The organism is Paenibacillus sp. 37 (genome assembly GCF_008386395.1).
In the GTDB taxonomy this organism is placed as follows: domain Bacteria; phylum Bacillota; class Bacilli; order Paenibacillales; family Paenibacillaceae; genus Paenibacillus; species Paenibacillus amylolyticus_B.
Map to the genome: position 1 here is coordinate 4552963 of NZ_CP043761.1, position 14452 is coordinate 4567414.

At 44.9% G+C, this 14452-nt stretch carries 12 protein-coding genes; all 12 read right to left on the reverse strand.

The genetic code is table 11. The features are described from left to right. Positions 1 to 3: 3 nt before the first annotated feature. The 12 genes from F0220_RS19480 to F0220_RS19535 all read right to left on the reverse strand — a co-directional run bounded on the left by F0220_RS19480 (position 4) and on the right by F0220_RS19535 (position 14434). Positions 4 to 414, reverse strand: coding sequence for a DUF8551 domain-containing protein (locus F0220_RS19480; protein ID WP_076331348.1), 411 nt, complete (start codon positions 412 to 414; stop codon positions 4 to 6). Between the two features lie 18 nt (positions 415 to 432). Beyond that, complete coding sequence (locus F0220_RS19485) at positions 433 to 849, reverse strand: hypothetical protein (RefSeq protein WP_105599476.1); 417 nt, start codon at positions 847 to 849, stop codon at positions 433 to 435. Further along, positions 849 to 3989 carry a M23 family metallopeptidase gene (locus F0220_RS19490; protein WP_105599477.1) on the reverse strand — a complete coding sequence of 1047 codons (3141 nt, stop codon included), beginning with the start codon at positions 3987 to 3989 and terminating at the stop codon, positions 849 to 851. Before F0220_RS19490 ends, F0220_RS19485 begins: the two co-directional genes overlap by 1 nt. Positions 3990 to 4004: 15 nt before the next feature. Next, positions 4005 to 5357, reverse strand: a complete 1353-nt coding sequence (locus F0220_RS19495; RefSeq protein ID WP_105650870.1) for a hypothetical protein — start codon at positions 5355 to 5357, stop codon at positions 4005 to 4007. 100 nt (positions 5358 to 5457) lie between these two features. Next, positions 5458 to 6108 carry an S-layer homology domain-containing protein gene (locus F0220_RS19500; RefSeq protein ID WP_105599481.1) on the reverse strand — a complete coding sequence of 217 codons (651 nt, stop codon included), beginning with the start codon at positions 6106 to 6108 and terminating at the stop codon, positions 5458 to 5460. Between the two features lie 14 nt (positions 6109 to 6122). Then, positions 6123 to 9980 (reverse strand): hypothetical protein, encoded by a 3858-nt coding sequence (locus F0220_RS19505; RefSeq protein WP_146117053.1) that lies wholly within the window; start codon positions 9978 to 9980, stop codon positions 6123 to 6125. A gap of 67 nt (positions 9981 to 10047) precedes the next feature. Next, the gene (locus tag F0220_RS19510) at positions 10048 to 10380 is read right to left on the reverse strand and encodes a hypothetical protein (RefSeq protein ID WP_223199730.1); all 333 of its coding nucleotides are present in this window, start codon (positions 10378 to 10380) and stop codon (positions 10048 to 10050) included. 20 nt (positions 10381 to 10400) lie between these two features. Beyond that, entirely contained in the window at positions 10401 to 10880 is a 480-nt protein-coding gene (locus tag F0220_RS19515; RefSeq protein ID WP_076331342.1) for a hypothetical protein, read from the reverse strand. Positions 10881 to 11008: 128 nt separating this feature from the next. Further along, positions 11009 to 11830, reverse strand: coding sequence for a hypothetical protein (locus F0220_RS19520; protein WP_105599484.1), 822 nt, complete (start codon positions 11828 to 11830; stop codon positions 11009 to 11011). Positions 11831 to 12083: 253 nt separating this feature from the next. After that, a complete protein-coding gene (locus F0220_RS19525; protein WP_105599486.1) occupies positions 12084 to 12722 on the reverse strand; it encodes a hypothetical protein in 639 nt (212 codons plus the stop codon). Further along, positions 12706 to 13797 carry a glycosyltransferase gene (locus tag F0220_RS19530; RefSeq protein ID WP_105599487.1) on the reverse strand — a complete coding sequence of 364 codons (1092 nt, stop codon included), beginning with the start codon at positions 13795 to 13797 and terminating at the stop codon, positions 12706 to 12708. Before F0220_RS19530 ends, F0220_RS19525 begins: the two co-directional genes overlap by 17 nt. Continuing rightward, the gene (locus tag F0220_RS19535; protein WP_105599489.1) at positions 13775 to 14434 is read right to left on the reverse strand and encodes a glycosyltransferase family 2 protein; all 660 of its coding nucleotides are present in this window, start codon (positions 14432 to 14434) and stop codon (positions 13775 to 13777) included. Before F0220_RS19535 ends, F0220_RS19530 begins: the two co-directional genes overlap by 23 nt. Positions 14435 to 14452 lie beyond the last annotated feature (18 nt).

Here is a 14452-nt window from a genome sequence, read left to right on the forward strand (position 1 = left end):
TCCTTATCTCAAAAATTTGATGTTGTACCAGACCGACTTGGCTTCAGCCACCGCGTTAAAAAAGTCAAACGTGATGGTCGTTCCCGCCGGAATCGGGTAGACAATTCCGAAACTGTTCCCCATGGAAACCGACTCGGGAAGTTCCTTCGCATAAATGGTGCGGCAGACCTTTTCAGTCCCGATCGTCAGCTCCCAGTAATCGCCGACACAGTAGTGACTCGCAGCAAACGCAATGCTCAGAAACTCTGTGTCATACGCCAAGGTGAACGTATCAGACTTGGTGGTCTTCGCCGCCGGAATGTCCAACATCTGTCCCCTAATGAACGGGATCGTCTTTTTACTGAAGTGTGGGTACGGCAGCTCGCGCACTTTGTCGATGACGCCACCCGCGATGTAAGATACATTAAATGCCATGGAACCACCTCCTACATGTTATATACGACTTACGCTCGTTCCAGTTAAGCGTCCTTCGTCATCATAATTTAGACCAATATTGTAAGTGAACATGGACTCTCCAGATGCATCATATGTACGGGCTGTCACCTGCGTTAGCCTAAAATACTTGTAATAATCATAATCCGGGTGGGAGTAGCCCACCCCGGAAGGAAAATCTTCCTCATCCTCTGAGCCAAACTTCATCCAGATCGATACCTTCCATGCCGATTCATACAAGAGGTCTGCTCCAGTCACCCGGTCCGGGTCCTGCATGTGCTCCCGATATAATGTAACGGAAGGCTCACCTTCAAGAGGGGAAACATTCGAATTTGAGATACTGTTATATTTGCGAAGTTCCCGGTGGATGAGATCCAGCACGGGAAATACAATATTTTCATTTACAATGCCGGCCATTACACCATCACGCCCTTTCTTGCCCACATCATATCAATGACCTGTAACATGCCCCGGTCGACCGAATAACTGGTTTTAATACTTTTAATCGTATATACAGCTCGTGTGGTGGTCGTTTTATCCGTCACAATGACGTTGTCGAGCAGATCAAGCGCAGGATTGGCAGGTATGGATACCTGTAGCGTACGACACATGCGTTTCATGTCAAAAAAAGCTCGTTCTGCCACCTGTCTTTTGGCTTCAACCGTCTTCGCCCAAGGAACGGCCAGCACCATGGTTCGGATTTCTCCTTTGAGTTCGAGCAAAATCTCCTTGTCCACGAAACTGCTTTGACTAGCATTCGAGTCGATAACAACGATGTGACTTCTTCCTCTGGAAAAATCCGTGGATTTGGTAATGGAGATCAGATTGTCATTCTCGGAAAACTCTGCCACGACCGGTTTGTCATAATTCAGGCGCTCCAGTCGGTATGTACCATAACGGTCACAGTAGCTTCGATACGGAATCTCCGATATAACCTCCTGAACGGCTTCCGTAACTTTGCCTGACCATTGCTCAAACGTCCTGCCATACTCCTCAATAAATGGATTAAGCCATCCGTTCGGTGTCAGCACTGTACTTGCGTCCTTAACTTCAAACTCACCTTCCTGACCCGGTACGGGAACAATGACCCTGCCCGTCTTCTGATTCACCTCAATCAGATAGGTCTCGTCAATCACGTAGTCAGGATAAGAGCGATCCTCACTGGTTGCCCTCCAACCGACCATACCTGCATGTTTAACGAGATCTAGTACAACCGTAGATTTGACCCAGGCCGGCTTTTCAAGCTCCACAGGCTGAGCGGGTGTTGGTGTAACTGCCGGAGTGGAGGTTGCTGTAATAGTCCAGCTTGCCGGGTCTGCGAGCATCTCCTGATAATAGGTCCATACCTTGTCCACCCAATTCTCCCGATCCTGACTCCAGGTCATCGGAGCAATGTCTCCACCATTATGGAAATAAAGTACATCCGCCTTGGAACTCACTTTTTTCCCTCTTGAAGCCAGTGCCTTGGACATCCGTTCTGCTCCGCGCTTCATTTGCTCTTGAATACCTGCGTATTTCTGAGTACACGGTCCCTCACTAGGACAGCCGTATCCAAGAATAAAGCTGCCGTTCTCATCTTTACCCTTACCTTGTGTTCCGAGAACGGTCTCATGCCTGCATATCGCAAGCAAAAACTTGTGATCAGGTACACCATACGCCGCAGCTTGGGCCTGTGCAGCTTGAATAATGGTTGATGTCCGGTCCGTGCCAACTGCTGCAGGCGGCACCGGATCTGGTACATTATCAATCTCATCTACTTCTGGATAGGCTTTTTTCTCGGAAATGACCTTCTCGATAATACGCTTATACATATCTCGGGCTGTAATCTCCAGCGTGGAACCCTCGCCATTGATGTCCACCTTGTCAATAAGCCCCGTAAAAACCCGCATCATGTGCTGACCATATCCCATATATATACGTATCGGTGTATTTTCACTCAGAACCCCGATATGGAATCCGTTCGCGAAATAAGACCATGGAGACGGTACGCCCCCAAGCTCAGGAAAATGAGCAGGATTATAATCGGGGGAGAAGAATCCTCTCGGATTGGAGATCGTCAGCCGTGCCTCCCGAGCTTCAGAATCAAACTGATCATCAATTTCGGCACTAATGATATTGGGCAGAACCTGCGTGTCCATATAAACAAAAGACCCAACCTGAATAACATCCGTCTCGATCCTTCTATTATTGATAAAATCTGTGTAGCTGTTCGTTTGATAATATCCTTTAGATGGATCGAGCCCTTCTTCACTCTTTTGATTCTTCAACGGAGCAGGCAACAACTCTTGTATGCGAATATAATCAATGGCGAATTTTTTATACTTCTTACTCGAAGCAGGAACAGACCCGGTTGGGACAGTGGAGTTTTGTTTGCCCCCATAGGTCACCTTAATCTTGATACTCTTGGCTTTTGCAGGGATCACAATATTATTCAATTCCGTCAGTTTGGTCAGATCATATGCCCCGTTAAACTTATTGACATAGGCATACGTTTTACCATCAATCACCACCGCGAAAGAATCCCCTTCCACTTCACTGAAATTAGTCCCCATTCCAATACTAAGCAGCCCTTGCGTGGGCATACTCAGTTTTGTCACGTTAATCTCAAATTCAGCTACGGCGGCTTTGCCTTCAAAGGTGTATAGCAATTTGCCTCCTGAATCAAACATAGTCCAGCCCGATTCAATCTTGGCATAATCCGAAAATTTCAATCCGATTGTATAAACGTTTTTCTCATGCCAGTTTCGCTTGTCGAACTTCTCATTCAGTTTGATCTCTCCAGGATATCCCTCGACCTGAACCGGCTTTACATCAGTAAATGTTGTTTTCGCATTTCCGTGCAATTTGCGCTGTCCCTTGAAATACAATTGAGGATTAACTGCCTTACCACCTTCTCCAGTTCTCGTTGTTGGATTGACTCCTTCCCAAATTTCAAAATGCAGATGTCGTCCTTTGCCCGCCGCACGTTCAGCCGCGGACACCTTATGACCACCAGTATATACGCCACCCGTATTGCCTAGCGTTCCAATGACAGCCCCTTGAGCTACTTCATCATCCACCAAACAGAGAATTTCTTTCAGATGAAAATATTTGGTGATTACACCGTTTGCATGTCTTATATTTACGGCATTACCAGCACCCTTTGTTTTACTATAGGATATTCGAACAACTTTTCCGGCCCATGCAGCCAAAATAGGCGTTCCAATGTCATCATACAAATCAATACCTTTATGAATTCTTGTACCTTTATCACGAGGAGAGCCAAAATTATCTGTAACTGTAATACTATCAATCGTTTTACCTTTAACCGGAAAAAAAATCTCCTGAGCATTCGCTTGAGTCGAACCGTTATATGTACCATTACTCGACTCATCCACCCAAACGGATTCTGTACTGATGATGGGTACCTGCTCGGTTACGATATGCCTGAACTCCTCTGTCCGTCCCGGGATAAATGCCAGCCGATCTACTTCGACCCGGATATTGGGAAGCGCTCCTTCCCCCAGCTTCAGACGCTGGGATAGCACATTCATAACCTCATCCGAAATTGGAATCATATTGTAATCTCCCCCTTACTTGAATCGCTCGATGGTCCATTTCATGAATCGGTCCAGGAATGCTACAGCTTCAGCTCGTGTCATTGCGGAATTTCCAAGGAACCATATCTCTTCCTCGTCCGTACCACCTACAGGTCTGCCCATATCCGTGACTACCGCTGCACCATCCATCTTTTTCTTGATAGGAATGCCATTAATGAGTGGATCATTGTTCGCAAATGTTTCGTCTTCCATTTCCGAGACGGCTATTTTCCAAAAGGCATCCTTGGACTGTTCTACCCGCTCACCTTTGTTTTGATAATAAATGGCCGAATCTTTGCCGACGTCTGCGAACCTCTCGCTCACATCTTTGAGATAATAGAACGTCACTTCGTCGCCTTCTGAGAAAGGTTGATTAAAAACAACCGTGTGGTTGTCAATTTCCGAATAAGTCGGTGTTTCTTGGACTTTATCTTTTTTTTCGTCTTTGAATTTCACTGTAATTTTAAGTTTCTTTTTACCGGCCGGATAATTGCCGTTAAGTCTAAAAACCCGTTGTCCCTGAAATGCCGTAATAGGCTGATTAATCTCCGTCGTTGGTGCTTCCATGTCCGTAAATCTGGCATAGAACACCTTGCGTAACTTATTAATCAGATGAAAGGCTTCTCCCCGCTGTATAATGGCATTAGGAAAGAAACAATTGTTGTATGCTGGTTTGAGGGTTGTCGCTTTGATATTTTCACTCATGAACTTGTTATTCTTTGTCCAATAATTGAACTTGCAGGTGACACCGTTCAGATTAAAAGGAAGAAACACCGAGCCCCCCGGGCTGACACAATATACATCCGTTCGGTAACCAATAGCCTTTGTTGCAATTTTGGTAACCGCCGCGGCATCCCCCATGGTATCACCCCATACCTCGGAAGGAATACTGAGTCTGCGAAGGGGTTGGCCTGCAGCATACAAATATTCCTGATGATTACGACTGAATGGATCGTAGAAATAGGTCGTCGCTGCACTAAGTTGAGCTCTCGGCAGATCTCCAGTCCAGGACACGGGTGGCCTTTTCCAAGCACTGTCCAGCAACGGTTCTCCATAACTACAGAAGGACACCACCTGTCCTGCTTTCACACCGGTATACAACTCCACATCGGTTAATCCCTTACTATTGGTTTCAACCGTTTGGTAGATCGTTTGAACCCCATCAATAAACACATACAGTGGATTGTCATCTGTTGGTTTAATCAGCACAGGCAGACTGAATGAGGTTTGTCCCGCTTGCCCCTTGATTTCTTCATATACAAAAGGTTTGCCTTCCTCAAACTTGTTGTAGTTGATCCCGGCAACAAAGACTTCACCATCATCCAAAACCATATTCGTGGCTTCCATAACATCGTTATAGAACCAGTCCCCTTCGTTTACATCAACCCATTTTCGTATGATAAACACCTCCTATCTTTAGAATAGACAGAAAAGAGAGTAGGTCACCCTACTCTCGAATTGTTCGTTCCAGCAGACGCTTGGTACGCATCAGAAAAGTAACAAACTCTGCTCTGGTTATGAAGTTTTCCGGTCTGAAATATAAAATGGGTGTGCCATCCAATTGTGTTACAACCGTCAGTCCCAAATCAGCCAAGCGTTCAATGGAATCTCTTGCCCAGTGGTCCTTGCCTTCTGTCGTCTGTAAATCCTGAAACTGTATTGCACTCTTACGGTCATAACCATCTTTTTTGATCAGGGTCATGGTCAATTCGACCTTGTACCCCTTCTGATCTTTATCCATCGTATCCTGATGGTAGAAAATAGGGTCAACTTTGATGGACTCTACTACACCAACATATATATTGCCCTTCTCATCATAAAATTTGTGTGTCCAGCCTACGTACATGGCGTAGTCGTGATAGGATTGCTTATCTTTAAACAGGATGTTAATGATCGCCTTGTACGAAGACACACCCATCTGATGAAAATGTGAGGGAGCATTAATCATTTTAATTTCCCTCACTTGCGGATTGGGCGAAGGTGAAGAGTACGGATCAATAATTCTTCCGTTTACTGGCTCGAACTTCATGCCTGTATCTACATACAGCTTTCTTTTATACCGGTCATTAACTAAGCCAAACGGATTTTGCTGAGTCATATCAGAGTTCCTCCTTATCTACTATATCTAGGGATATGATTCGTTCCCATTCCCGCACCAACATTGCCGGACATTCGGTTTGCAATACCAGGACTGTTCTGCCGCAGTGTCTTGTCCAACGTAGATGTCAGTCTCTCCACATCTTTTGTGTTGCCTGTCATATTGTCGATGTTCACATGAACCGTGACATCCCCCGAACCAACCATCACACTTTTATGTGTATTGTTCGTGGTCATGTAATCAAAGTAATCCATGACCTTAAGACCTGCTGGAATGTTGAATGAAGATATCGGTTTATCCATTTTTTTGCTAATTTCATACAAATTTTTGGACTGTTCTACACCCAATGATTGGATTTGTTTAAAAATCTGCATATATTCATCCGAGCCCGGTTTAAACACACCACTATTCAGCAGATTTTTCCAATCTTGCTTGATCGAACTTATTTGTGAGTTCATTTCTGATGCACGGGATTTGTTCAATGCAATTAATTCTGGTGCATCTTCCTTACCCCCATTAGCCGCCAGGAGATCATACATTCGTTTATCATAGTCCAACTGCGTCAACTCAAACTGATCATTCATCTTGCGTCTAAGCTCATCAATTTGGCTGTTTTTGACACCATTCAGTTCAAGCTCTGATTGTGCCTTCTGCTGTTTCTTCTCATTGATCTCCAGGCCCAGTTCATCTTTCTCCTTACCTTCAGCCATCTTGTCGTACGTCTTCTGTAAACTTGCAATGGCCTTATCGAAGAACTTGATATTTTCTTGCAAATATTTCTCCATTAGCGCGCGCATCTGACCAGAATCTTCGCGAACACCACTAATCAACAGACGGGATCGAGTGACTTGGTAATTGGTTTCGTTATCACTTGTCGATTTATTAAGCTGCCGATTAATCTTGGCAATCATTTCATCAATGCCATTGCTCTGTGGCTGAGGCGTATAGCCGTTAGCAATGGTACCTATTCCTCCCGCAGCAGGAATATACTGCATTTGAGGTTGAATATATTGTATCTGCGGTTGTTGTTGTTGTTTGCTGTCCCCAGGCGGCTTTCCAGACTCTTTATCCATTTGAATCTGGGCTTCTTTTTTCTCCTGCTTGTAGTTGTATTCCTTGCCCAGTTTCTTCTCAACTGCATCTCCGCCGTCTTCGCTCCATACCGCCTTAAATCCCTTCCAGTAATCCCCGAACTTATTATTGGTAGCATTGTTACCAAATAGGCTGCTGATTCCTCCCTTAACAACTGCATCCATTCCAAGGTTAAGGCCTTTCCACACTTTACCTACAACTGAAGACTGCTCCATATCTTTAAAATCCTTGGCCAGTTCCTCTTTATTTGTTGCACGAATACTTTGCTTCTCCGCTTCTGACTTACCCATATTACTCAGCGGATCAACAAGACCGGACACTACATCCACAGCAGTCATGGCAGCACCAAGATAAGGAACAGCTTTTAGGGGTTTCAGTATAGACTTACCGAACTTGCCGAGCTTTGCTAATTTCCCTGGAATGTCTCCTTTTTTCTTACGCTCGCTTGTAATATCACGTTGGGTAAGGATATCTCCAGGGGTTCCATCAGGTTTATCCGGACCTCTTAGTACATTCCCGTCCTTGTCACGAATAGGTGCATGACCGTTAAAAAATGCTTTTTTACTGCCGACTTCTTTCATATCTTCGAATCTCTGTTTTATCCCTCGTCGCTTGGGCTTGTCCTTCTTCTTCTTGTCTGAACCAAAATCCATAACTTCCTCAATCTTTGATTTAGCCATATCCTTAATTACGTCATTGATAAAATCTTGATGTCTCTCTAAAAAAGGTTTATTTGCTGAATCTTCCTTGTCATCCTTAACAGGGGATCCACCACTTCCTGCACCTGGAACAACTAACAATCCTCCTGGACCACTCATCATACTCGCGAGCTGAACCTGTTCGAGTTCCTTCAGTTTGGATATGTATGCTGTAGCATCGATCATGCCTTGTCTAAAAGAAGCATTTAACTCATTGACTTCCGTTCTCAATGTGGAGAGAACATCGTTCAATAGAGTTGACTGTTTACGTAGCTTCTGGATCTCGGATTCGTAGCGCTGAACATCGGTTGAACCGTATGTAAACTCAGCATTAAGGAAATACAACTTGTTTCGTAGTTCAACTGCATCCAGGTCCATGTCATCCATCGCCATCATCAAAACTCTAGCTTGGTGTTCAAGTTGCATCATTGCTCTACTCGTGTCATCCAGTTCTCGGCCTAGTAATTCAAGACTTCGCTTCGTCTTTGCAATCTGAATATCGAGTGAATGCATTTCTTCTCGCAACAAAAGAAGTTCTCGACTATACGTTTTGACTCGCTTCTCAGCTTCGTCACGTTCTTCTGCATGAATGGAAGAAGCCGCTGTATCCCCATCTTGTACAGCCTGATTGTACATATTATGTTTATGATCTCGGGTTGTCCGAGCCTGAAGTACCTCATCTTGCTTAACTGCGGCCCTACTTTGAATTTCTGTTCTGCGATGTTCCAGAGTCTGCAGACGACTCTGCTGTCTGCCCATTTCCTGCGCTACACCAGCACGTTGCACATCCACGACTCGAAGTGGCTCGGGAACATCGCTCCCCGTATTTTCGACTTTCCCTGGATCCGCATTCGTAGCATTGTATCGCTTCTGATCGCCTTCATTCATCACTTCACCGAACTTATCCCACGCAACCTGAACTCCGACTTCATCCATAATTCGGTTAAGCAATTCCATATGATCAACAATGCCACCCGTACGATCTCCAATTAACCGCATGACTGCGATAAGATAATCGCCCATCTCGGCAAATTCCTCTTTCAACCCTTGCATCGCCTCATGTGTTGCAATCTGAAAAGTGATTTCGATCTCTCGTTGTCGGAATTGAAGGTTGTCTCTACTGCCAGTGCGCTGATGGATCGACGCGTCTGCATCCGTAGCCTTCAATTGTTCAGCAAGAAGATCGAATCTAACTCGATTCGATGCAAAGCCCTGCTGAGGATGATCTCCTTTTGACTGAACCAACAATCCAGCCTTACTAATCCAGTTGGCTAATGCATCCTCTTGTGCAAACGTTTCATCAGGGTTCCCAACCTTTGGAAGGGTCTGACGCATCATATCCATCAAGTCCTGAATGCCAACATCCAACATCGTTGAAGCTCTGATCATCATGTCTGTGACTCGGGACAGATCAAAGCTACTGCTTCCCCATGCCGGAGTAACAGCTTCCAGACCTATTGCCGTCTGTTCTACATCCATATTGCCCGCTGAATGCAGCTTGGCTACTTCTTCAGCAAACGCGACAGCTTCAGATGAATGATCATAATTACGAGAACCAATACGATAGGCAAGACCCACATCTTCCTGATCCATACCATGTTGCAGTGCAATTCTTTGCAGATTTTTGACCGTTCCGGTTTGTGTGAATTGCCCTCTGTCATGCGTTGTCCCAGACGATCTAAGCTCCAAATTTTGGTCGGCTCGGCTTATCTGTTGATCCATCTGCTGCGACGAGTCAAGGGATTTCTTAAGTAATGTTGATGAGTACCCCTTGGTTTCACCTGCTGAAATATATTTCATCGTATTCATCACGGAGTCTATCAACCCCTGTGAGCCAGCTGCAGACACATCCTTCATTTCACTGAACGCTCCACGATAAAAGTGCTCCAAATCGGTCGTCAGTGTTTCAATCATTTGCGACTGCATATCACTTCTGATTGTCTCCACTCGTCTAATCAGTGTGCTAACCCCTGAAGGGGAACTCTCTTTCAGTACTGCGTTTTGTCCAGTTAATTGATCCTTATCCGTTAATATTTCTTGTGTTAATGAATGTTTATCTCCTTGTCCTTCTGTTTCAGTCAAAAGAATCACCGCCTTTATGCATAAATCCCGTTCTACCTTCATTTAGGCAAAACGGGATGTCTCTCTCTTATCCTCCGAGCGCTTGTGCAAGCATACCGATATCATCTTCAGATATCTCCGTGTAATCCTCGTCATTGAAGGTTCTTTTACGTCTGACGGTCCCATCTTCTTCAACTTCCTCGCCCCCACCGCCACCGAACATGCGAAGAGGTGCTGTCATAAGTTCAACCTCAAATTGAATATATTTCTCGGCTGACTTGCACAGCTCCGCAACCTGAGGGAGTGTGTACTCCCAAATCTCCCACTTGTTCAGCCCACAGTGTTTATGGAGGGTGAAGAAGATTTCTCCCCAGTGAACGGGTTCCTGTGTTTCCGTATCACGGATTTCGGTTCCCTCCAAAGACTCCCCCTCGGTGCGTTCTACTTTTTTAAACCATTGAGTCCAATGAGCATATCAATGACTTTACGAGCTGTGTTCAGATCAAGGTACTCATCCAGATACTCTCGATTGATGATATACTCACCATGCTCATCTTTGGTCACGATATGTGGATAGTTTTTGAATGCCATTGCCAATACATCAAATAGATCCTGCTGCCGCTTTTCGTCCAGTTCGTCATTCTCAGTGGGAATGAAATTAAGAATAATGGCATCAATATTCACCGTTTTCAGCAACTTCATCAGACGGCGTGCATCCTTCAGGTTACATGGCGGAATACGATATTTCCGTCGATCCCGCAGCGTAATAATCTCATCATCTTCAAAGAATGCACGCTCAGCAGCTTCCACTTCCTCCGGCGTCACTCGTTTGTTCTCCGGATCATCCTTGATTCGTTTCGCTGCTTCCTCATTCAGCTTTTCGGCCAGTTCACGCTCTGCTTTTTCTTGTTCTGTTTCCATGTATTTAAAGACCTCCCCAGGACATTCTCCCCTATATAATAAAAAACCTGGCAAGGCAAGGCGCTGTGAAGGGGAGGACACAGATGCCGTTTGATACCTTGCCAGGAGCAATCAACCTTATTTAAATATTAGATCTTGCTTGGTGCACTGAAGCGTTTGATACTGCCAATTTTTCCGTCAGCACGTTCAGGATCAAGAATCTGCAAGGAGATTGCAGATGCAGAAGCGGCAGCACGCTGAGCATTGATGCTGAATGTTCCTTTTGCACGACACATGTACAACTCGGTTTCAACCCCTGCATACGAACCATCTTTTTGCTGGAACGTACCGTGATGAATAACAGAGATCGGGAATGGGACTTCATCAACCAACAGATCAACCATGTCTACAATTTGGTCTCGCTTGTAGTTGAACACAACCTCTTTACCGATATGGGCAGCATTCAGAATAACTACATCATTCGCTTCGTCGTAGAAGAACGCATTGGGTTCCACGGCCGTTCCTTTGGAAGTGAGTTGTTTCAGCAACGTGTTGGAATCTTTGAGACGAACCGTAATGTCACCGTTACTTCCATAGATATCACTCGCATGCTTCGGTTTGGCTTCCGCAAATCCAGAATTGGACACGCCTGCAGCCACTGTAGACTGCTCATTCAGTACCCATACATAAGACTTCACTTGCTCTTGTACAGTTGAACCCATCATCAGCTGGATCGCATCCAGATCGAATTTGGCATCTGTTGCCGACACTTCAATCGATTTGGACTTCACCAGTACATCAATGGCGAACAGACCGTCACCACCAAAGATGTCCTCAAGCTCCACGTTAAGGTCAATTTTCAGATCTTGCAGGGTACCCAGGGTAACTACCTCAATTTCGCCCATCGGATCTTTTGGAAGGCGTTTAGCCATGAACGTACCTACACCTTTGATAATCATTTTTTTAGCCATTGAATAGTCCACTCCTTAGGATAATTATGTAATTTTAGCTACTGAGACTTGCTTAAGCCGGGATCAGGTTAAATGACTTGATGATCGGGAGATCCTTCGTTAACCTGTCTGGCTATTGGCCGTCTCTGCTTTTTATAGTGTAGAACGCTATCTTCATTCCCTAACGATAATGTAAACGAAATATATTGAAGTACGAATTGCCCTGTCATCCTTGCAAAAGGAATAGCCCTATATCTAATCAAAGAAACGACCCCTACATCAGAGGGGCCGTTCTGTTTGGCAAAGAATCAATAATTTGCGCTACCTGTTCTGCACGTTCCTTGATCTCAAATTCATCGGCAGTAACCAGATGAACATGCGAGCAATATTTGCCATGCTCATAGATTCTCTCGGGAGTAATAAAGACAACGTCAGCAACAGCTTCCATCTTGTGCTTGTGCTTCTCATATTGATCCGGATCGGTCAACGAATCAAATACGACCAGATCAGGATATGCTGTCTCGACCGAACTTGCCAGCCGACTATCGTTCACCCAATAGATTACGCGATCCCCCTGAAACAGCGTACGGACATTCTGGCCCACACGGGCTACGACAAAGTTTGGAAGCTCCGGATGAGGATACTCCAAGGCATCTACCTGATAGAACTCATCACTGGAGTTGATATATATTACATTGAAGCCTACTTCCGCGAGTGCTTTTAACAGCCGCTGTGGTCGACGCCCGAATCGTTCACTATGGAAATCGATCGCAGGCAGATATACAATCGTTGTATTCGTGTTTGGGGTGTATGTCGTAACATTGAACTCCATCGCATCAATCTCTATTTTTGGAAGCTCCATTGGCAGAGTCGTTGATTGACTACCAAACAATCGTTTAAATATCTTTTTCATGATTTCTGCCTCCCATCACCTGATTAATCATCCTCACGGCATCCACTGCCCTGCCATCCCAGCTATTAGACTTAGCCACCCTTACTCGTGCTGCAATTTTGGAAGCACTATTTTCACGAATCGCTTTCTCCAACATCACCCCGCAATTATGCTGATCCATAAAGTAAGTTACATCGCTGTACTTATGAACAATCTCCTCCATACGCGTTGTCAACACAGGTTTGCCCGCAGACAAATATTCATAATACTTGATCGGATCGCAGCCCCGGATCATCTCTGTCAACTTGAATGGCACGATACAGACATCGAATTGAGCAATGTAGGCGGGAAGCACTTTATAATCTTTGTGCGGAAGACAAGTCACATTGGGATGCACAATAATTTTTTGATAGAGGGTATTGTTTCCAATCAAAACAACACGATATCCCTTATCTGCAATAGCGGTAATCAGCGAATAATCCACCCACGATGCCATTGCACCGTGGAAACCCACAATCTTTTGCCCATCATGAACATCGGGGAAGTCGGCCGGTTTGGGCAGAATGACTCGCGCTTTCTCAAAATGTTGGTAATCTGCCCCGTTAGGGCACATAAAGATTGGTTTGCCGTCATGTTTATGTGCCTCGTACATCACCTTGGCAGTCGTGGCAATAAGATCTGCACGGTCAAAACATTTCGGGATGTAGGATTTCCATACAGCAAACTCATCAGCGGAATTATCAAGGTAATCAAATACGGTAAAATCAAACTTTCGTCCATCCGAATAATTGTACTGACCTGGATTCGAGAACCAGAGTACCTTCTTTCCTTTGACCAGGTGATCGTAGTTCACACCTTTCTGCACAAGGAACAGATCCTCATTTAACTTTTCAATCGGACGGCTCTGCTTTCTGTACGTTTCTTCATTGATAAAGATAGCCCGTATACCTGGAATATTGGAGAAGGCAGTCATCAATTGCTGAGGACGTTGAAACAAGAGGTTCCAGTCAAGTGCGGGCGGGTAGACAATGGTCATTTCTATACTTTCAAAAACCGGATTTTCTCGTTGTTTTCTACGAAGCAACCAATTGAGCAATCAACTCCACCCCTTCCGCATAGGCATGAACGGGACGCAAACGAGTATCTACAAACAGTTCAAATCCCAATCTTCTAGCTTGCTCACAGAATGGTGCATCTTCACCTGTTGGATGAGAACCATATCGAACCCCTGCTTCGATCACTTCACGCTTAATCAAATATACGGCACCTGTCAGTTCTACCGGGAACAAACCCGCTTTGAACTCAGGTATATGTTTTCCGCCGATCATGGCATTATGAGCCTTTAACTTTGGGTGATTCCGTATAAGCATGGAGCATACATCTTTGTCATTATCCATTAACTGCCCTAGGCTACCCCCGGGAATAATGATATCCGTATCAATTGAGAACAGATACTCACAGTCCGATTTCAGAAACTCATCCAGAAGCATATTTCTCAACAACGCCAGATTGTGATAGGAATATTGTCCACGTATATGACCATATGTTCTCCCCAGATGATGAGTTAGATAAGGAATCTGATGACAATCAAGGATATGCTCCGTCTGATCTTCACTATCATTCAGGATATACATATAATGCTTCTGCACTGCTTGTTGCTCAAGCGATTGCAAGTGTCGTTCCATAATCCAAGCCCGGTTTCGTACAGGACTACCTATAAATACGTTTTTCACAGTCCATCCCCTCTCCCT